The organism is Streptomyces sp. NPDC093600 (assembly GCF_044764755.1).
Classification (GTDB): domain Bacteria; phylum Actinomycetota; class Actinomycetes; order Streptomycetales; family Streptomycetaceae; genus Streptomyces.
In genome coordinates this window covers 178,016-197,358 of sequence record NZ_JBIWIU010000009.1, presented here as the reverse complement: position 1 = coordinate 197,358, position 19,343 = coordinate 178,016, and the positions used below count along the sequence as shown (strand labels likewise).

Annotated in this window: 17 protein-coding genes; 15 read left to right on the top strand and 2 right to left on the bottom strand. The window is 71.9% G+C overall.

Translation table 11 applies throughout. From position 1 onward, the window contains the following. The first annotated feature begins 161 nt into the window (after window positions 1-161). The 15 genes from ACIRB4_RS22730 (at window position 162) to ACIRB4_RS22660 (ending at window position 16,636) form a co-directional block, all read left to right on the top strand. Window positions 162-1,235 (top strand): lytic transglycosylase domain-containing protein, encoded by a 1,074-nt coding sequence (locus ACIRB4_RS22730; RefSeq protein WP_403293811.1) that lies wholly within the window; start codon window positions 162-164, stop codon window positions 1,233-1,235. Between the two features lie 181 nt (window positions 1,236-1,416). After that, complete coding sequence (locus ACIRB4_RS22725; RefSeq protein WP_403293809.1) at window positions 1,417-2,391, top strand: RNA polymerase sigma factor; 975 nt, start codon at window positions 1,417-1,419, stop codon at window positions 2,389-2,391. 85 nt (window positions 2,392-2,476) lie between these two features. After that, entirely contained in the window at window positions 2,477-3,427 is a 951-nt protein-coding gene (locus tag ACIRB4_RS22720) for an ABC transporter ATP-binding protein (RefSeq protein ID WP_403293807.1), read from the top strand. Further along, window positions 3,424-4,194: an ABC transporter permease gene (locus ACIRB4_RS22715; protein ID WP_356888410.1), complete on the top strand. Its 771-nt coding sequence runs from the start codon at window positions 3,424-3,426 to the stop codon at window positions 4,192-4,194. The genes ACIRB4_RS22720 and ACIRB4_RS22715 overlap by 4 nt, the downstream gene beginning before the upstream one ends. Window positions 4,195-4,196: 2 nt before the next feature. Continuing rightward, the gene (locus ACIRB4_RS22710) at window positions 4,197-5,030 is read left to right on the top strand and encodes an MlaE family ABC transporter permease (RefSeq protein ID WP_403293806.1); all 834 of its coding nucleotides are present in this window, start codon (window positions 4,197-4,199) and stop codon (window positions 5,028-5,030) included. 4 nt (window positions 5,031-5,034) lie between these two features. Then, on the top strand, window positions 5,035-6,285 hold the full coding sequence (locus tag ACIRB4_RS22705; protein WP_403293804.1) for an MCE family protein: 1,251 nt from the start codon (window positions 5,035-5,037) through the stop codon (window positions 6,283-6,285). Then, complete coding sequence (locus tag ACIRB4_RS22700) at window positions 6,282-7,322, top strand: MCE family protein (RefSeq protein ID WP_403293803.1); 1,041 nt, start codon at window positions 6,282-6,284, stop codon at window positions 7,320-7,322. Before ACIRB4_RS22705 ends, ACIRB4_RS22700 begins: the two co-directional genes overlap by 4 nt. After that, window positions 7,319-8,302 (top strand): MCE family protein, encoded by a 984-nt coding sequence (locus tag ACIRB4_RS22695; protein WP_403293801.1) that lies wholly within the window; start codon window positions 7,319-7,321, stop codon window positions 8,300-8,302. The genes ACIRB4_RS22700 and ACIRB4_RS22695 overlap by 4 nt, the downstream gene beginning before the upstream one ends. Window positions 8,303-8,400: 98 nt before the next feature. After that, window positions 8,401-9,546 carry an MCE family protein gene (locus ACIRB4_RS22690; protein WP_403294016.1) on the top strand — a complete coding sequence of 382 codons (1,146 nt, stop codon included), beginning with the start codon at window positions 8,401-8,403 and terminating at the stop codon, window positions 9,544-9,546. Next, on the top strand, window positions 9,543-10,880 hold the full coding sequence (locus ACIRB4_RS22685; protein WP_403293799.1) for an MCE family protein: 1,338 nt from the start codon (window positions 9,543-9,545) through the stop codon (window positions 10,878-10,880). Before ACIRB4_RS22690 ends, ACIRB4_RS22685 begins: the two co-directional genes overlap by 4 nt. Further along, on the top strand, window positions 10,877-12,145 hold the full coding sequence (locus ACIRB4_RS22680; RefSeq protein ID WP_403293797.1) for an MCE family protein: 1,269 nt from the start codon (window positions 10,877-10,879) through the stop codon (window positions 12,143-12,145). Before ACIRB4_RS22685 ends, ACIRB4_RS22680 begins: the two co-directional genes overlap by 4 nt. Next, a complete protein-coding gene (locus tag ACIRB4_RS22675; protein WP_403293795.1) occupies window positions 12,142-12,663 on the top strand; it encodes a hypothetical protein in 522 nt (173 codons plus the stop codon). The genes ACIRB4_RS22680 and ACIRB4_RS22675 overlap by 4 nt, the downstream gene beginning before the upstream one ends. Window positions 12,664-12,704: 41 nt before the next feature. Continuing rightward, a complete protein-coding gene (locus tag ACIRB4_RS22670) occupies window positions 12,705-13,457 on the top strand; it encodes a hypothetical protein (RefSeq protein ID WP_403293793.1) in 753 nt (250 codons plus the stop codon). A gap of 178 nt (window positions 13,458-13,635) precedes the next feature. Then, the gene (locus ACIRB4_RS22665; protein WP_403293791.1) at window positions 13,636-14,490 is read left to right on the top strand and encodes a BTAD domain-containing putative transcriptional regulator; all 855 of its coding nucleotides are present in this window, start codon (window positions 13,636-13,638) and stop codon (window positions 14,488-14,490) included. A gap of 172 nt (window positions 14,491-14,662) precedes the next feature. Further along, on the top strand, window positions 14,663-16,636 hold the full coding sequence (locus tag ACIRB4_RS22660; RefSeq protein ID WP_403293790.1) for a helix-turn-helix domain-containing protein: 1,974 nt from the start codon (window positions 14,663-14,665) through the stop codon (window positions 16,634-16,636). Here ACIRB4_RS22660 and ACIRB4_RS22655 read toward each other — a convergent pair. Together ACIRB4_RS22655 and ACIRB4_RS22650 are read right to left on the bottom strand one after the other, a co-directional pair. Then, window positions 16,597-17,832 carry an IS701 family transposase gene (locus ACIRB4_RS22655; protein ID WP_403293788.1) on the bottom strand — a complete coding sequence of 412 codons (1,236 nt, stop codon included), beginning with the start codon at window positions 17,830-17,832 and terminating at the stop codon, window positions 16,597-16,599. The two genes, ACIRB4_RS22660 and ACIRB4_RS22655, sit on opposite strands and share 40 nt — an antisense overlap. Window positions 17,833-18,376: 544 nt before the next feature. Next, the gene (locus ACIRB4_RS22650; protein WP_403293787.1) at window positions 18,377-19,315 is read right to left on the bottom strand and encodes a ScbA/BarX family gamma-butyrolactone biosynthesis protein; all 939 of its coding nucleotides are present in this window, start codon (window positions 19,313-19,315) and stop codon (window positions 18,377-18,379) included. Window positions 19,316-19,343 lie beyond the last annotated feature (28 nt).

Here is a 19,343-nt window from a genome sequence, read left to right as displayed (position 1 = left end):
GCCCCCGGTCGCCCCGGTCGACCGACACCGCGGCCCGGGCGGCGAGATGGCCGAAAAAGAACCGGGACTGAGCGACGGACGCGACCCGTCTCCCCGTAGAGCGGGTGACGGACGCCGCGCCGGGCCTCGGTGCGGCGGTGGGAGCCGGGAGGGTCCGGGGCATGGCCAGACGGGTCGCAGGACGGATACGCAGGGGAGTCGCGGGGACGGCGGCCGCCGCGGTGGCCGTGGCGGTGCTGACCGCCTCGCAGCCACCGAGCCCCGTGGCACAGGAGGTCACCGGACAGCCGGACGCCGCCCCTCCGGGGGACGCGTACTACTTCACCGCGCTGCCCCCGCTGTCGGTGCGCGGCGGCGCTCTGCCGCCTCGGCGTCCGGCCCCGGCCGTCGCCGTCGAGACGGGAGGCGGTGCCCTTCCGGCCACCGTCCTCGACGCGTACCGGAAGGCGGAGGCGGCCGTCGCGCGGAGCACCCCGCGCTGCGCCCTGCGCTGGCAGCTGCTCGCCGCGATCGGCCAGGTCGAGTCCGCCCAGGCGCGCGGCGGCAGGGTGGACCGGAGCGGTACGACCTACGCGCCCATCCGCGGCCCGCGGCTCGACGGCAACGGGTTCGCCACCATCCACGACACCGACGACGGCGCGTACGACGGCGACACCTCGTACGACCGGGCGGTCGGCCCCATGCAGTTCATCCCGTCCACCTGGGCCCGGTGGGGCGCCGACGGAAACGGTGACGGCGGCGCCGACCCCCACAACGTCTACGACGCGGCCCTCGCGGCCGGCCGCTACCTCTGCGCGGGCGGACGCGTCCTCTCCGAACCGGACGATCTCGACCGCGCCGTCCTCTCCTACAACCGGTCGCGGGAGTACCTCCGCACTGTCCGGTCCTGGTACGCGTACTTCCTGGACGGCCACATCCCGGTCGGAACGGGCTGGGACGGCGGGTACGGGGACAGCCTGGGTGAAACGGGTGATACGGGCCCGGCACAGGCGGCCCCTTCCAGCGCCGCGCCCGGCCGGCCGGCCGGCACGCGTCCGCGTACCGGTACCTCGCCCTCCGTCGCACCCGCCCCTCCGGCCGCGTCCAGGCCCAAGCCCACCCCCACGCCCAGCCGTTCACCCGAACCCTCGCCGACCCCCTCGTTCACGCCCCCACCTGCGGTCACCACCCCCGGCACCGGTGTCCGGCTGCCGGACGACCCCGTCCTCCCGGCCCCCGGACCACTCACCCCGTAACGGTGCGGACTCACTCCGGCTCCACCCCTCCACAACTCCGGATACCGGGCGGTAATGTCGCCGCCGCCCTGCAGTCCGGTGTGAGCGTGAAGGGGCCCTCATGGCGACGGACCTACATCCTGGGTGGCAGCACCTGTGGAGCCATCGCGAGCAACTCCTCAAAGTGGCGCGCCGGAGATCCTTGAGCACCGAGGACGCCGAGGACGCCGTCCAGGAGGCGATGCTGCGCGCCGCGGAGAACCCGCACCTCGACCTCGACGACCCCCGGCTGGGCGCGTGGCTGACGACGGTGACCATGCGCCTGTGCGTCGACCGGTACCGGCAGGTCAACCGCGAGGCCGAGGTGCGCCGGATCCCGCGGCTCGTCGCGCCCGGCCCGGTCCCCGTCGACGAGGCGGTGTGCGACCGGGCGGAGGCGAAGTGGCTGGCGTTCCGGAGCCGGGAGCTGCCCGCCCGTCAGGCCGAGGCGCTCCGCCTGAAGGCCCAGGACCGGGATGTCGGCCAGGTCGCCCAGGAGATGGGGCTCAGCTACGAGGCGGTCGAGTCGCTCCTTGCCAGGGCACGGCGCACGCTGCGCAACTCGCTGGCGGGCACGCTGGCGCTCGCCCTGTGGCTCTGCGGGCGCGGCCGGACCCAGACGGGCGGGAACGCCCAGATGGCGGTCGCGGCCTCCACGGCGGCGACGCTCGCCGTGGTGGGGCTGACCCTGCCCTTCACGTACGAGTACGAGCCGGACCGCTCGGGTCGGCCGCCGCGGGGAGTGACGTCCGCGGCGGTGGACCCGGTTACGGCGGAAAAGGCCGAGGGAACGGCGGGGCGGGCCGGCGCTGTCCCCTCCGCGTCCGCGTCCCCCTCGTCCGCCCGTCCGGCGCCGTCGAGCGCCAAGCCGTCGCCCTCCGGCCTCCCCTCGGTTCTCTCCGAGGTGCCGGTGCCGCCGGTGCCGGTGCCGCGTATCCCCGTCCCCGACCTGCCCGTACCGGCGGTCCCGGCGGTCCCGGCCCCCCAGGTGCCCCAGGTGCCCGGGATACCCCACGTGACCCAAGTGGCCCGGATACCCGTGGCCCAAGCCCCCGACGTGCCCCGCGTGCCCGTATCCGACGCCCTCCCGGACGTCCCCGTACGCCCGTCTGTCGACGGTCCGGTTTCCGCCCCGTAAAAAATCTTCGCCTTTCCGCGACGGACGCCCCGCCCCTCCCCGTAGAGCAGATGTCGGAGCTGCTCCCCGCTGAAGGGTGAACCGGATGGGTGTCGAGATCTGTGTGGAAGGGTTGACCAAATCCTTCGGCCACCAGGTCATCTGGCAGGACGTCTCGCTGACGCTGCCCGCCGGCGAGGTGTCCGTCATGCTCGGCCCTTCGGGCACGGGCAAGTCGGTGTTCCTCAAAACGCTCGTCGGCCTGCTGAAGCCGGACCGGGGATCGATCACGATCGCGGGCCAGGACATCACGCGGCTGCGCGAGCGCGACCTGTACGAGGTGCGCAAGCTCTTCGGCGTGCTGTTCCAGGACGGCGCCCTGTTCGGGTCGATGAACCTGTACGACAACATCGCCTTCCCGCTGCGCGAGCACACCCGTAAGCCGGAGAGCGAGGTCCGCCGGATCGTCCTCGAGAAGATGGACATGGTCGGTCTGATCGGGGCCGAGGAGAAGCTGCCCGGCGAGATATCCGGGGGCATGCGCAAACGGGCCGGTCTCGCCCGGGCCCTGGTGCTCGACCCGGAGATCATCCTGTTCGACGAGCCCGACTCCGGACTCGACCCGGTGCGGGTGGCCTATCTCAACCAGCTCATCGTGGATCTGAACGCCCAGATCGACGCCACCTTCCTGATCGTCACCCACGACATCGCCTCCGCCCGGCAGGTCCCGGACAACATCGGGCTGCTCTTCCGGCGCGAACTGGTGATGTTCGGCCCGCGCGAAGAGCTGCTCGCCAGCGACGAGCCGGTGGTACGGCAGTTCCTCAACGGCCGCATGCAGGGGCCGATCGGCATGGCGGAGGAGAAGGACGCCGCCCAGGTCGAGGAGGAGCTCGCCCAGCTCGACGCCGGGGACCACCGCGGCCCTCAGGGCGGCAAGGGAGCATCCGGAGCGGGCATCACCCCCCGCCTGCTGCCCAGCCCCGGAGTCACCCGCCCGCCCCGGTGGCAGGCGATCGCCGCACGCGAGGACAGCCGGGAGGTGGCGGACGCGTGAGCCTGTCACCGACCGGGGCGCTCCGGCACACCGGAAGCCTCTTCGCCATGGCCCTGGACGTCCTGCGGACGCTTCCCCGACGCCCCTTCCAGGTGCGGGAGTTCATCCAGCAGGCGTGGTTCGTCGCCAGCGTCACCATCCTGCCCACCGCGCTGGTCTCCATCCCCTTCGGTGCCGTCATCGCGCTGCAGATCGGCAGCCTGACCCGGCAGCTCGGCGCCCAGTCGTTCGCCGGCGCCGCCTCCGTGCTCGCCGTCCTGCGGGAGGCGTCCCCCATCGTCACGGCCCTGCTCATCGCGGGCGCCGGCGGCACCGCGATCTGCGCGGACCTCGGGGCGCGCAAGATCCGCGAGGAGATCGACGCGATGCAGGTCCTCGGGATCGACCCGATCCACCGGCTCGTCGTGCCCCGGGTGCTCGCCACGATGCTCGTGGCGGTGCTGCTCAACGGCCTGGTCTCGGTGGTCGGGGTGGCGGGCGGCTACTTCTTCAACGTCGTCCTGCAGAACGGCACACCCGGCGCCTACCTCGCCTCCTTCACCACGCTCGCCCAGCTGTCCGACCTGTGGGCGGCCGAACTGAAGGCGCTGGTCTTCGGCGCCATCGCCGCGATCGTCGCCTCGTACAAGGGGCTGACCGCGAAGGGCGGTCCGAAGGGGGTCGGCGACGCCGTGAACCAGTCCGTGGTCATCACCTTCATGTTGCTCTTCGTGACCAACTTCGTGCTGACGGCGGTCTACTTCCAACTCGTTCCGCAGAGGGGTTAGCGATGACCCTGCCGAACCGGCTCAACCCACTCGGCGGCGCCGGACGGCTCCTGGAGGAGCTCGGCCGCCAGATGTCGTTCTACGGGCGCTCCCTCGCCTGGACCGGCCGCACCCTGCGCCGCTACAAGAAGGAGGTGCTGCGCCTGCTGGCCGAGGTGAGCTTCGGCCGCGGCGCGCTGGCCGTCGTCGGCGGCACCGTCGGCGTCATCGCCTTCCTCTCCTTCTTCACCGGCACCGAGGTCGGCCTCCAGGGGTACGCCGCGCTCAACCAGCTCGGCACGTCCAACTTCGTGGCGTTCCTGTCCGCCTACTTCAACACCCGCGAGATCGCCCCGCTGGTGGCCGGGCTCGCCCTGTCGGCCACAGTCGGCGCGGGCTTCACCGCCCAGCTCGGCGCGATGCGGATCAGCGAGGAGACCGACGCCCTGGAGGTGATGGGCGTCCCGTCGCTGCCCTTCCTGGTCACCACCCGGATGATCGCCGGATTCGTCGCGGTCGTCCCGCTGTACGTGGTCGGGCTGCTCTCCTCGTACTTCGCCGCCCGGACCATCACCACCGGCTACTACGGGCAGTCGGCCGGCACCTACGACCACTACTTCCAGCAGTACCTGCCCCCCGTCGACGTGCTGTGGTCCTTCGGCAAGGTGATCGTCTTCGCCGTCGTGATCATCCTGGTCCACTGCTACTACGGCTACCACGCGAGCGGCGGCCCCGCCGGGGTCGGTGTCGCGGTCGGCCGCGGGGTGCGTACCTCCATCGTCGCCATCAACATCCTCGACTTCTTCCTCAGCCTGGCGATCTGGGGCGCGAACACGACCGTACGGATAGCGGGGTAAGGCCATGGCCATGCGTCCACCGACTCTGTCCCCGACCGCCCGGCTGCGGGTGTACGGCGTCGTCTTCCTCGTCGTGATCGCGCTGCTGCTGTCGCTGACCGTCGCCGTCTACCAGCAGGCGTTCACCCCGGTCGTCCGGATCACCCTGGAGGCGGACACCCTGGGCAACCAGCTGGAGCCGCGCGCGGACGTCAAACTGCGCGGCCTGCTGGTGGGCGAGGTCCGCGAGGTCCGGGCCGACGGCGAGAAGGCGGTCCTCTCCCTCGCGCTCAAGCCGGAGCACGTCACCCTCATCCCCTCCGACGTCCACGCCCGGCTGCTGCCCAAGACCCTCTTCGGCGAGAAGTACGTCGAGCTGGTCCCGCCGCGCGCCCCGTCGTCCCGGCACATCGCCGCCGGCGACGTCATCACCCAGGACCGCACCACCGTCGGCATCGAGCTCCAGCGGCTGATGAACGACCTGCTACCGCTGCTGCGCACGGTGCAGCCCGCCAAGCTGAACGCCACCCTGTCCGCGTTCGCCACCGCGCTCGAAGGGCGCGGCGACCGGATCGGCGACAACCTCGTACGCGTGGAGGAGTACCTCCGCCGGCTCAACCCGCACATGCCGTCCCTCCGGGAGAACATCTCCCGGTTCGCCGACGTGGCCGAGGTGTACGCCGACGCCGCACCCGACCTGATGCGGATCCTGAACAACACCCTCACCACCAGCCGGACCCTGGTCGAGAAGGAGGACCGGCTGGCGTCGGCCCTGACCTGGACCGCCACCGCCGCGGGCACCACGGAGGGCTTCCTCGACGACAACGCCGACCGGCTGATCACCCTGGGCCGGGTCTCCCGTCCCACGCTCGCCCTGTTTGCCCGCTACTCCCCCGAGTACCCCTGTCTGCTCGCCGGCCTGGTCCGGCAGGAGGCGGCCGCCGAAGAGACCTTCAGGGGCGGACAGATGCGCATCACCCTCGAGTTCGTACGCCCACGGCCCCCCTACCACCCCGGCGAGGAACCGCGCTATGCCGACCGCTCCGGCCCCGACTGCAGAGACCTGCCCCACCCGCGCGTGCCCGCGCCGCACCCCAAGCTCGACGACGGCACCTCGCGTACGTCCGGGGAGACCCTCTCCGGCACGGCGGCCGAACAGCGCGCCGTCGCCACGCTCGTGGCCCCGGTCATGGGCGTGCCGGCCGCCGACGTCCCCGCGGTCGCGACCCTGCTCTTCGGACCGATGGCACGGGGAACGGCGGTGAGCGTCGCATGAGCGCGAGGACGAGTGCACGGTCGACGGCGCCCCAGCTGGTCAAGTTCAGCCTCTTCACCGTGGTGACCGTGCTGGCCACGGCGGTGCTCGCCGCCACCATCGTCAACGTCTCCTTCACACCCCAGGACACGTACACGGCGGTGTTCAGCGACGTCACCAGCCTGGAGGAGGGCGACGACATCCGGGTCGCGGGAGTGCGGGTCGGCGAGGTCGAGTCCATCCGCATCACCGAACGGACGCTGGCCGAGGTCACCTTCAGCGTCTCGCGCGACCGGCCGCTGCTCACCAGCACCGGCGCCGTCATCCGCTACCGGTCCCTGGTCGGGCAGCGGTACATCGCGCTGACGGAAGGGGCGGGGAACGGGACGCGGCTGCCCCCCGGCGGACGGATCCCGCTCTCCCGCACCGAGCCGGCGCTCGACCTCAACGCGCTCCTGAACGGCTTCAAGCCGCTGTTCGCCGCGTTGAGCCCGAAGGACGTGAACCAGCTGGCCACCGAGATCATCAAGACCCTGCAGGGCGAGGGCGGCACGGTGAACAGCCTGCTCGCGCACACCGCCTCGCTCACCACGACCCTCGCCGACCGCGACAAGCTGATCGGTTCGGTGATCACCAACCTCAACACCGTGCTGTCGACCGTGAACAAGCGCAGCACCCGCTTCTCCGATCTCCTCGCGCAGCTGCAGCGGGTGATCTCGGGGCTCTCGGCCGACCGGAAGCCCATCGGTGACTCGCTGGCGGGGATCAACGGCCTCGCGGAGGCCACGTCCGGCCTGCTCAAGGACGCCCGGCCGCCGCTGAAGGCGGACATCGCCGAGCTGTCGAAGCTCACCGGAACGCTGAAGGACAACGAGAAGACCGTGGAAGGCGTCCTGCGGCGGCTGCCGAACAAGCTGAACAAGCTGACCGGCACCGCGTCCTACGGCTCCTGGTTCAACTTCTACCTGTGCGACTTCGACGGCCGGATCGTGCTGCCGAAGACCGGTGAGGTCATCACACCCGAACTCCATGTCGCACGGGCGAGGTGCGCCGGATGATCCCCTTCCGCGAACGCAATCCCGTGGCCATCGGGGCCGTCGGCCTCACCATGGTCGTCGCGCTGATCGCCACGGCGTTCAACGCCGACAGCCTCCCGCTGATCGGGAACGGCGAGGAGTACAGCGCGGCGCTCTCCGAGTCGGGCGGTCTCAAGTCCGGCGACGAGGTCCGTATCGCCGGGGTGAAGGTCGGCAAGGTGGACGACGTCGACCTCGACGGCGACCACGTCAAGGTGACCTTCCGGATCAAGGGAGACCCGGAGCTCGGCAAGGAGACCGGCGCTGCCGTCCGGATCAAGACGATCCTGGGCGCGAAGTACCTGGCGCTGGAGCCGAAGGGCCCCGGCCGGCTGGAGCCGGGCAGCGAGATCCCGCTGAGCCGCACGGTGGCGGCGTACGACGTGGTGGAGGCGTTCAGCGATCTGACCACGACCACCGAGCAGATCGACACGGAGCGCCTTGCCACCGCCCTGGACACCATCTCCACCACCTTCGAGGACTCGCCCCCCGAGGTCCGGGCCTCCATCCAGGGCCTGTCGAGGATCTCCACGACCGTGGCCTCCCGCGACAAGGCGCTGCGCGAACTCCTCGCCCATGCCAACGGCGTCACCGGTGTGCTCGCCGAGCGGACGGGCGAGTTCACCACGCTGGTCAAGGACGGCGACAAGCTGTTCAAGGAGATCACCCGGCGACGCGACGTCATCCGCGCGCTGCTCAAGAGCTCGGTCGCCCTGGGCATCCAGCTCTCCGGCCTGGTACGGGACAACCGCGCTGAGATCGGGCCCGCCCTCAGCAACCTGAACGCGGTGGTCCGACTGCTGGAGCGCAACCAGGCGAGCCTGGACCGCAGCGTCAAGCTGATGGCGCCCTTCGCCCGGGTCTTCACCAACACCCTCGGGAACGGCCGCTGGTTCGACAGCTACATCCAGAACCTCGTCGCGCCGGCCCCGGTGACTCCTCGCACGGGAGGCTCACGATGAAGCGGATCGCGATGAAGAGCATCGTGACGAAGAGGCTCGCGCTGAAGGGGCTCGCGCTGAAGGGGCTCGCGCTGAAGGGGCTCGCGCTGAAGGGGCTCATGACGAACCGGCGGGTCGCCCGCCGGGTGGCGCTCCTCACCGCGCTGGCGGCCGTCGCCACCACCCTCGCCGTCGTGTTCTGGCCGCAGTCGCCCACCGTCCGGGTCACCGCGTACTTCCCGCGCACGGTCGGCGTCTACCCCGGTTCCGACGTCCGTGTCCTCGGCGTCAGGATCGGCAAGGTCACGAAGATCACCCCGCAGGGCGACCGGGTGCGCGTGGAGCTGGAGTACGAAGGCGAACGCAAGGTCCCGGCGGACGCCAAGGCCGCGATCATCAACTCCTCGGTGGTCAGCGACCGTTACCTCCAGCTGCTGCCCGTCTACCGCGGCGGACCCGCGCTGCGCGACGGCGACGTCATCCCCGAGCACCGGACGGCGGTCCCGGTCGAACTGGACCGCGTCTTCGACAGCCTCCGTACGACCGCGGACGCGCTCGGCCCGCGCGGTGCCAACAAGGACGGGTCGCTGTCCCGGCTCCTCGCCGTCGGAGCGGACAACCTCCAGGGGCAGGGCGATCAGCTGCACAAGACGGTGGAGAACCTCTCGCAGGCCGTCACCACCCTGTCCGACGGCCGGCAGGACCTGTTCGGGACCGTACGGAACCTCCAGGTGTTCACGGCCGCGCTGGCGGCGGACGACGCGAGCGTCCGGGCGTTCAACGACAGCCTGGCCGCCGTGGCCGGGCAACTGGCCGGCGAACGCAAGGACCTCGCGGCGGCGATCAAGCACCTGGCCGTCGCACTGGCCGATGTGGCCGACTTCGTGAAGAAGAACAAGAAGGCGCTGACCGCCGACGTGAAGGGCCTCGCCAAGGTGACGAAGGTACTGGTCACCCAGCGCGCCGCGCTGGAGGAACTCCTCGAGGTCGCACCCGCCGGGCTCTCCAACCTGCAGAACGCCTACAACCCGGGCTCCGGCACCCTCGACACCCGCAACAACCCCGACCACCCGCAGGACCCGGCCTCCCTGCTCTGCTCCATTCTCCGGACGACCGGCGAGAAGGCCGACTGCCGGGACCTGAAGAAGCTGTTCGACTCCCTGCCCGAGCTGCCCGCGGCGGGCGCGCACCCGGCGGGCACCGCCGCCTCCGGCACGGGCTCGGTCGACCGGACGCTCGGCGGAATCCTGGAGGCCCGTACATGAGCACATTCACGACCCGTCGGGCGGTCGTCTGGGCGGCGGCCGGTTCGCTGCTGCTGACCGGCTGCTCCTTCAACGGGCTGTACGACGTGCAGCTACCCGGCGGGGCCGCCGCCGACGGCGACGCCTACCGGATCACGGTCGAGTTCAGGGACGTCCTCGATCTCGTGCCCCAGTCCACGGTGAAGGTGAACAACGTCACCGTCGGGGCCGTCGAGAAGATCGAACTCGTCGGCTGGCACGCCCGGGTGCGGCTGCGCGTCTCCGACTCGGTCAAGCTGCCCGGGAACGCCGTCGCCGAGCTGCGGCAGACGAGCATGCTCGGCGAGAAGTACGTCGCCCTGTCGGCACCGGCCGACGGCGCGCCCGTCGGCCGGCTCACCGACGGCGCGAAGATCCCGCTCTCCCGCAGCGGCCGCAACCCCGAGATCGAAGAGGTGCTGTCGGCGCTCTCCGCCCTGCTCAACGGCGGCGGTGTGGCCCAGCTCAAGACGATCTCCACGGAGCTCAACAAAGCCCTGGAGGGCCGCGAGAACCGGGTCAAGTCGCTGCTCACCGAGTTGGACACCTTCATCGGCGGTCTCGACAAGCAGCGCGCCGACATCGTCCGCGCGCTGGCGGGCCTCGACAAGCTGGCCACGACGCTCGCCAAGGAGAAGGCCACGATCGACCAGGCACTCACGACTGTGCCGCCCGCGCTGAAGGTCCTGGCCGACCAGCGCACGAAGCTGACCGCGATGCTCACCTCCCTGTCGGAGCTGGGCAGGACCGGCACGCGCGTGATCAACGCGTCGCGGAGCGACGTGATCGCCAACCTGCGGAGCCTGCGGCCGATCCTGGAGCAGCTGAACAAGGCCGGCGCCGATCTGCCCAACTCGCTGGAGCTGCTGACCACCTACCCGTTCCCGCGCAACGCCGTGGACGCCATCAAGGGCGACTACGTCAACCTCAAGGTCACCGCCGACCTCGATCTGCGCGGTATCTACGGCAACCTCACGGACGACCCCGCCCAGCCGCCGAAGCCCGGGGCTCCCCAGGTGCCCGGCGCGCCCACGCTTCCGGGCACCCCCGGCCTGCCCGGCACCCCGAAACTGCCGGACACGCCCGGTCTGCCGACGACACCGGTCCCGTCGCCGACGGTCCCTCCGAACGGGCCGGGGGGCGGGACGGGCGACGGTGGCGTGCTCTGCCCGCCGGTGTGCACGGGCAGCCACGCCTCTTACGGCGGAAACCACGCCTCTTACGGCGGCAGCCACACCTCGCACGGCGGCGGGGGCGACCGGCACGGCGTGAACCTTCCGCTCGCGGAACTGATGCTGAAGGGGATGCAGCTGTGATCACCCGTACGGTCAAGGCCCAGCTGATCGCCTTCTCGCTCGTCACCGCCGTCGGGGTCTCCTACGTCGGCGCCGAGTACACCGGTCTCGCCGACAGCCTCCTGGACCGCGGCTACACCGTACGCGCGGACCTCGCCGACTCCGGGGGGATCTACTCGGGCGCCGAGGTCACCTACCGCGGGGTGCCCGTGGGCCGGGTGGGTGAGCTGCGCCTGTCGGGCTCCGACGGTGTCTCGGTCGCCCTCCACATCGAGGACGGCACCCGCATCCCGGCCGACGCCCTGGCGGTGGTGGCGAACCGTTCCGCCGTGGGCGAGCAGTACGTGGATCTGCAGCCGCGCGCCGACCGCGGCCCGTACCTCCGGGAGGGCGGCACCATCGCCCGCCGCAACACCCGGGTGCCGGTTCCCACCACCGATCTGATCCTCAGCCTGGACCGGCTGGTGAACTCGGTGGACAAGAAGGACCTGCGGGTGACGGTCGACGAGCTCGGCAAGGCGTTCGCCGGTACGGGTCCGCATCTGACCCGGCTGGTGGACTCGGGCAACGCGCTGGTGGAGTCGGCTTCCGACTCGCTCCCCCAGACGATCCGGCTGATCGAGGACTCGCGGACGGTCCTGAAGACACAGGCCGACAAGGGCTCGGCCATCACGTCGTTCTCCCGCGACCTGGCGGCCCTCACCGCCCAGTTGAAGGCCTCCGACGGCGACCTGCGGGCCCTCATCGACCATGGCACACCCGCCGCGCAGGAGCTGGACTCCCTGCTGAAGGCCAACGAGACGCACCTGCCGGTCCTCCTCGGCAACCTGATCAGCGGCGGTCAGATCACCGTCGCCCGGCTGCCCGGTGTGGAGCAGATGCTGGTCACCTTCCCGGTCGTGGTCGCCGGCAGCTACACCGTGATCCCCGGTGACGGCACCACCCACTTCGGGATGGTGGTCAACGCCGACGATCCGCCGGCCTGTCGGCAGGGCTACGACACCCGGCGCCGCGACCCCGCCGACACCAGCGACCGCCCGGCGAACACCCGGGCCCGCTGCACGGCCCCGCGCGGCAGTGAGACCTCCGTCCGCGGCGCCCAGAACGTACCGGGCGCGCAGGGGCGCACGGCCGGCCGGGGATCGCACGTCACGGCCTACGACCCCGACACCGGAGCCGCGTACGGCCCGGACGGAACGCCCGTCGAGATCGGCTCCACGGGCGGAGCACGGAACGCGTTCGGAAAGGACTCATGGCAATGGCTGCTCGTGGGACCCATGGCATGACCCGCGTACTCCTGCGGAGCGTGGCGGTGCGGGCGGCGCGTCACGGAAGGGCGCTCACCGCCGTCCTCGCCGTCGTGGCCACCGTCCTGACGGCCACGTCCCTGTGGCTGGGCCACCAGCTGTACGAACGCCGGGAGACGGAGCGGCGGCACCAGGACATCCTGGCCGCGGCCCGTCAGTCGGCGCTCAACTTCACCTCGCTCGACTACCGGCACTACGCCCGGGACAGCCAGAACGTGCTGAACGGCGCGACCGGGGAGTTCAAGAAGCAGTTCGCGGCGCAGACCGCGGAGCTGACGAAGCTCGTCGCCGCCAACAAGTCGGTCTCCGAGGGGCAGGTGCTCGACGCGGGCATCGCCCGGGCGGACGAACGCACCGCCCGCGTCCTGGTGGTGACCGACAGCAAGGTGAGCAACGTGTCCGCCCCGGAGGGCGCCGCCCGCAACTACCGGCTGCAGCTGGACCTGGTGTTCGAGGGCGGCCGGTGGCTGACCTCCAACGTCGAGTTCGTCGGCTGAACCCGTCCCACCCGTCCCACCCGCCCGTAAGGAGAAACGTCGTGGCGAACCAGCCCGTCCGAGTCGCGGCGGCCGCCCGCGCCGCCGCCAAGCGCGCCGAGAAGGCCCGCCGCGCCGAGGGGCCGGAGGCCGCCGCGTCCCCCGCGCCGCCGGTGCCGGTCTCCGACGCGGAGGAGAGCGAGAGGCCGGAGGCCGTCGAGGACGCGGAGGCCGGTGAGGCCGGTGAGGTCGGTGAGGTTGCTGAGGTTGCTGAGGCCGGTGCGGACGTCGGTGGCACCCCGTCACGCCGTCGGCGCGGCCGCCTCGTCACGGTTCTCGCGGTCCTCGTCGTCGTGGGCCTGACCGCCACGACCCTCCTCGGCCTGCGGTACCGGGAGGCGGTCCGGACGGATCAGGCCCGCACGAGCGCGGTCGCGGCGGCGCGCACCGCGGCCCCCGTGATCCTGTCGTACGACTACCGTCACCTGGACCGCGACTTCGCCGCGGCGCGCCGCCACCTCACCGGTCCGTTCCTCGACGAGTACGAGAAGACGACCACGACCGTGGTCGCGCCGACGGCCAAGAAGTACCAGGGTGTGGTCAAGGCGAGCGTGGCCCAACCGCCGGGCGACGGCGCGGCACCGGCCGTGTCGGTGGTGTCCGCGTCACCGGACGAGGCTGTCGTCCTGCTCTTCATGAACCAGGTCACCGACAGCACCCAGGTCTCCGGCCCCCGCGTCGACCTCAACCGCGTCCGGATGACCATCGCTCGGACGGCCCAGGGCTGGAAGGTGAGCGCCGTCGACGCCCTCTGAGCCCGCGTGGTCGCCGCGGCCCGGCGCGGCGACAGACGTTTGCTCTCCGTCAAGTTCTGCTTCCCCCTAGAGACAAAATAATGACCACTATTTATTATTCGGTGGGAGAGGGGATAAGTGTCGGTAGCGCTTGCGCCCGGCGCGGTCCCCCGTCATGTGCCATACGGAGGGGGACAGTATGGATCTGAAGGTGCTGGGCGTGTTCGCCGTCAAGGAGAGCGGGACGCCGATCGTGCCCGTCACGGCTCCGGCCAGACGGATGCTCGCCCTGCTCACGGCGTTCGCGGACCAGGTCGTCCCGACCGCCGTCGTGGTGCAGGAGCTCTGGCCCGACGGCCCGCCGGCCCACGCGCTCGACATGGTCGAGACCTATGTCCGGCAAGTGCGCGAGCTCATCGACACCGCGCTGCGCGCCGGTCGCGAGGAGCCGGGCAGCGACTCCCGTCCCGTGGCCCGGTCGGCCCGGGACGTCCTGGTGTCGCTCCCCGGCGGTTACCGGCTCGACACCGGCGGGGGGAGCTCCGACGTCTCCGCGTTCCACCGCGCGGTGGGCGCCGGTTACCGGGCCATGGAGCTGGAGGACCTGGAGACGGCGGCCGAACGGCTGGGCCAGGCACTGGCGTTGTGGACCGCCGACGCGTACACCGAGGTCGCGGCCGGCCCGCAGCTGCGGGCCCACATCACGCGCCTGGAACAGTCCCGCGTACAGGCCCTCGACCAGTGGATCGAGGCGCAGCTCAGGCTCGGCCGCCGCCGCGAGCTGTACGCCGCGCTGCCCGGGTTCCTCGCCAGGTTCAGCGGTCCGCAGCCCACGTACGAAGGGCTGTTGGCGGAGCTGGAGCACGGCGCGGACCCCGTTCACGTGCTCGAGGACTGCGAGAGGCTGCTCCGATGCACGCGCCGGGAGCCCGCGGCCGGCCGCGTCAGGACCCTGCTGCGCACCGCCCGTCCCGCCGGCATCGAGCGGCCGCGGCCGGCCAGGACCACTCTCGCGATCGGCGGTGTAGGCGTCGGCGTCGGCGTCGGCGGCTGAGCCGGGCCCGGCGTGGTGTGGTGTGGTGTGTCCGTCACACCTCACCCGCACCGCGGCCGGTGTGCCGCCCACCGGCCCCAGGCATAACCGCAGGTCACTTGTTGACTGGTGGATCACGGGCGAACTAGCTTCCGCTGGGGGTAGACAAACTTTCGACGGGGGCCTGCGCACGATGACGGATGCCGAGACCAGAGACGCCGACCTGATGCTCGTCCTGGAGCTGCTCGCCGAGCAGGCGCCACCCGAACGGTTCGACGAGGTGTTACAGCGCGCGCGGCGCGACGGCGCTGCGGAGCCGGACGTGGCCCGCCTGGAGCATGCCGTACACCTTGCCCGTCAGGTGTACGACTGGCAGGGCCGGCGGCGCCGGCGGGAGGACGGTCTGGCCGATCTGGTCGACACCGCCCGGGACCTGACCTCCCCTCACGATCTTGACTCCCTGCTGCGCGTGGTCACCAGGCGGGTCAAGCGGCTGCTCAACTTCGACATGACATCGGTCGCCCTCCTCGACCCGGAGGGCGGCCTTCGCGTACGGGCCGCGGACGGCTCGACCACCGCGCTCGTCGCCGGTCAGGAGGTCCCCGCCGGGCACGGCCTCGGACACCAGAGCCTGGAGGTCCGGGCCCCGCTGTGGACGGCGGACTATCTCCACGACGACGCCCTCGTCCACAACGAGAGCGTCGACGAGGTCGTCCGGGCCGAAGGACTGCACGCGATCATGGCCGTGCCGATCTGCCGGGGCGACGAGGCCGTCGGCGTGCTCTACGGATCGGCGCGCACGGTCCGCCACTTCAGCCCGGACGAGATCGGACTGGTCTGCTCACTGGCGGCGCTCGCCGCCGTCGCCATCGAGCGGGCCGAACGCCTCGAACAGGCCTGGGGCGAGGTCGGCCAGCTCGAACTGGACAGCTTCCGCACCCGCACCAGCCTGGTCCGGCTGCAGCAGCTCAACGAGGCGCACAGCCGGGCCCTCGGCATGCTGCTCGCCGGTGCCGATCTGACCACCGTGGCCGCGGGGGCCGGCAGCGCGCTGGACGCGGCGATCCAACTGCGCGATCCGGGCGGCCGGATCCTCGCCGCCAGTGGCGACCTCGGCGACCAGGACGAGTCCGCCCTGGCCGAGGCGGTGCTGGACGCCCACTCCCAGCTGCGCCCCGTCGTCACCCCCCAGGGCACCTGGGTCACTCCGGTGGTCGCCGGCGCGGAGGACCTGGGCGCGCTGCTGCTGCGGCCGACGACGGCTCTGGTGGGCGAGGACGAGGGCCTGCTGCAGCTGACGGCCCAGACCTTCGCGATCCAGCTGCTGCTGCGGCGGAGCACGGACGTGGCCGAAGGGCCCGTACGCGACGACCTGTTCGAGGAGCTCCTCGCGGCCGATCCGCGGGCCGGGCGTCAGACGCACCACCTGACCCACCGGGCCGGCAGCCTCGGGATCGACCTGGACGCGCCCCATGTCCTGCTCGTGGCTCATCCCGAGGGGGGCGAGCAGGGGCGCGCGGTGGTGTGGGCCTCCTCGTACGCGCACCGGCTGTCCGGGCTCAAGACGGTGCACAGCGGCCGCATCCTGCTGCTCCTGCCCGGTACGGACGCCTCGGCCGCCGCTCGCGCCGTCGCCGACGAACTGACACCGCTGCTCGGCCATCCGGTGTCCGTGGGCGCGGCGGGGCCGGGACGGGGAGCGGCCGCGATCGCGCCCATGTACCGGGAGGCGCTGCGCTGTCTGGACGCGCTGACCGCGCTGGGCGGCGCGGGCGGTTCCGCGGCGGCGAAGGACCTGGGCTTCCTCGGCCTCCTGCTGTCGGACAGTCACGACGTGGACGGCTACGTCCGGTCCGCGATCGGTCCCGTCCTCGACTACGACCGGGAGCGGCTCACCGACCTCACCGACACCCTGGAGGCGTACTTCGCGTCAGGGGGCAGCCCGAGAGGCGCCGCCGCCGTACTCGATGTCCACCCCAACACCGTCTCCCGTCGGCTGGACCGGATCGGCGACCTCCTGGGCGAGGAGTGGCAGCAGCCGGCCAGGACCCTGGAGGTGCAGCTGGCGCTGCGGCTGCACCGCTCACGGGAGGCCCTGCGCCGACAGCGCCGGTCCGGTCCGGGCCCTCAGGCGGAGGCGAGTTCGATCGGGCGGCCGTTGGCGTAGCCGTCCGCGGCCGCGGTCAGCACGACCGCCGCGTGAGCCACGGAGGCGAGCGTGGTGTGCCGGTGCCAGCCGCGGAAGGACCGGCCGACGTAGTCCCGTAGTCCCGCTTCCTCGCCGACGCGCGCGAAGTCGGCCTCGACTCTGCGGGTCAGCCGGGTGAGGCGCAGCAGCGGCCCCGCGGCCGCGTGCCCCATGCCGGTGAGCCAGAGGGCGGAGGGCGGGCGCGTCGGGTCGTCCCACTCGCCGAGCAGGGAGAGCCGCCGGCGCGGGGCGGCGGACGGTTCGGGGAACACCACCGGGACCAGAGCGGCGAGGGAGACCCGGGAGGCGTGCCCGGCGGCCGGGTCCCGCCACTGCACGGGCGCGCGCATCGCCTTGGCCGACTCGACGATCCGCTGGGCCGGCAGGGAGCCGCCCCTCGATCCGGGCAGGCCGCGGTCCGCGACGGACAGCCGGCGGGAGCCGCTGATCCGGGCGAGGAAGGGGACGTTCGCCGCGGCGAGCCGGGCCACCGAGGCGGCGGCGTCGCCGCAGCGCAGATCGATCAGGACCGGCCGCCGGGGGGCGCCCCAGAGCCGTACGGTCTCCAGCGCGGCGGCCACGGCGCACTCCTCCGGGCTCTCCGCCTCGGCCCCGTGCGGGACCTCCGCCCGGTCGCGGCGCTCCCGGTCGTTGACCCACTGGTCGGACAGCTGCAGACGCCAGTCGACGGGTGCGCTCAGCTCCTGGGAGGCGAGCCATACGCCGGACGCCTGCTGGCCGCGGAACACATGGCCCAGGTGCGGGGCGAACCGCCGGTCCACACCCACCGAGTGCTCGCCCGCCTTCGGTATCTCCATCTGGCGTACGACCCAGGCCTGGGGAGCGGCCGTCCGCTCCAGGTGCGAGGCGAGGGCGGCGCGCAGCGGCCGCCAGTCCCAGGTGGAGCTGGCGATGAAGTGGTGCAGGCTCTGTTCGGTGGCCGAACCGCCCAGCTGGAGGGCGATGTTGCGGATGGATTTGCGTCCTCGGGTGGTGAGCAGTCCGTGCAGGTACCGCTCGGCCTTGCGCCGCTGGTCCTTCCTGCGGAACGACGAGAACAGGGTGTCGCCGAGTTCGGCGAGGACGTGGTCGGACGCGGCGTTGCCGGTGGGGATTCCGACCCGGTGGGGCACGGTCAGGCGGTGGGCGAGGTCTCCGTCACGAGTTGTGTTCACGACGCTCCAGTCGTGGTGGGGGCCACTGCGGTCACCCCTTACCCTGGCGTCACGGACGGAGGGGGACGAGGTGCTCAGGCCACCCACTTGTGACCATCCGTGCATCCTTGGCCACAGGTCGCCCGTGGGGCCGGTCGGTCAGTGGGCGGCGGCCGGTCAGTGGGGCCGGTCGGTAGTGGGCGGCGGCCGCGAGCGGGTGGCGCGGAAGATCCGGTGCGGCTCCCCGTGGAAGCCGGGGAAAATCTTCCCGACACAACCGGGTCGTCGAGGGTGATCCCTCCGCCCGCAGACCGAGGACGGAGAAGGCCATGGCGATGCGGCGGTCGCGGTGACAGGCGATCTCCGCCGGTTCGGGCCTGCCGGCGGTGAGCGCGTGCCCGCCCCCCCCGGGGGGGGTGACAGGAGGCCGGCCGCGTCGCGGACGGGGGATGACGACGACAACACCCGGCCTCCTGACGGAGATCGTGGCAAGGGGGCGAACCAACTGCCAGCCGCGGTGCCCGACTACGTCACCTTCCCGGCCGCGAACGGTCGGCCGGGCGGCTCACTCGGCCGGGGCTTCGCCCAGGGCGACGACGGAGGTGAAGATCTCCTCCTCGTGCTGGTGCGCCGAGACCAGGACACGCCGCCGCCCCTCGACGTCGTCGGGCAGGGGCTTGGCCGTGATCCAGCAGGGCGCGTCGAACTCGGCGTAGCGCACGAAGTCGGAGTGCATGCCCACGACCACGGTCGGCCGGGGGTGGGCTATGGCCTGCGCGGCCTGGCGCACCGCCTCAAGGAGCAGCATGCCGGGGACGTGGTCGACGGGGTGGTCGAAGAGGATCGGGTGCGACGTGTCCGTGCGCAGCTGCCAGCGGTGCGGAACGTCGGTGCACGAGAGGACCACGTCCTGGAAGGACTCCCGCCCCATCGCCTGCGCGGGCGCGGGCGGCGGCAGCGGAACGGCCCGGGCGTTGGCGCTCGCGATGTCGGCGTAGCGGCCCCGCAGCCGCTCGTACACGGCCCGTTCCTGGATCGTGAAGCGCGTCCTCGCGTGCGCCAGCCGCTCGCCGTCCCGCAGGGCCTCGACGGAGAGCGTGATCGCCGTCGCCCGGCCCTTCCGGTACTTCACGTCCGAGCAGGTGAGCCGCAGTTCGACCGCGGCGCCCTTCTCGCCGTCGGCGCGCAGCGCCGCCGGGTCCAGGTCCCAGCCGAAGTCCTTCCAGAGCAGCTGGTGCCCGAACGGGACGCCGTACGCGGCATGGGCCAGCAGAGGCAGCGTCTGGCGCACCGTCTCGCTCAGCAGCAGGGGGTCGTACAGTCCGAACCGGGTCAGATAGAAGCCGTGCGTCTCGGGCCACCGGGCCGTGACGACGAAGCGGTCCTCCCCGACCTGGCACCACGTCGAGAGGAGCACCTCGGCCGGATCCGACTTGTGGGTGTACGCGACGGGTACGGGAACGGGCACGGTCGGTCGGTCCAGGGCAAGGTCGGTCGAAGACAAAACAGCTCTCCCCCAAGTCTGTTTGTGG

Bases quoted from the DNA above. Each gene is read 5' to 3' on its own strand.
- ACIRB4_RS22675 (WP_403293795.1), top strand. From the start codon at position 12,142: ATGACCCGCGTACTCCTGCGGAGCGTGGCGGTGCGGGCGGCGCGTCAC.
- ACIRB4_RS22705 (WP_403293804.1), top strand. From the start codon at position 5,035: ATGGCCATGCGTCCACCGACTCTGTCCCCGACCGCCCGGCTGCGGGTG.
- ACIRB4_RS22660 (WP_403293790.1), top strand. From the start codon at position 14,663: ATGACGGATGCCGAGACCAGAGACGCCGACCTGATGCTCGTCCTGGAG.
- ACIRB4_RS22685 (WP_403293799.1), top strand. From the start codon at position 9,543: ATGAGCACATTCACGACCCGTCGGGCGGTCGTCTGGGCGGCGGCCGGT.
- ACIRB4_RS22710 (WP_403293806.1), top strand. From the start codon at position 4,197: ATGACCCTGCCGAACCGGCTCAACCCACTCGGCGGCGCCGGACGGCTC.
- ACIRB4_RS22690 (WP_403294016.1), top strand. From the start codon at position 8,401: ATGACGAACCGGCGGGTCGCCCGCCGGGTGGCGCTCCTCACCGCGCTG.
- ACIRB4_RS22720 (WP_403293807.1), top strand. From the start codon at position 2,477: ATGGGTGTCGAGATCTGTGTGGAAGGGTTGACCAAATCCTTCGGCCAC.
- ACIRB4_RS22730 (WP_403293811.1), top strand. From the start codon at position 162: ATGGCCAGACGGGTCGCAGGACGGATACGCAGGGGAGTCGCGGGGACG.
- ACIRB4_RS22700 (WP_403293803.1), top strand. From the start codon at position 6,282: ATGAGCGCGAGGACGAGTGCACGGTCGACGGCGCCCCAGCTGGTCAAG.
- ACIRB4_RS22695 (WP_403293801.1), top strand. From the start codon at position 7,319: ATGATCCCCTTCCGCGAACGCAATCCCGTGGCCATCGGGGCCGTCGGC.
- ACIRB4_RS22665 (WP_403293791.1), top strand. From the start codon at position 13,636: ATGGATCTGAAGGTGCTGGGCGTGTTCGCCGTCAAGGAGAGCGGGACG.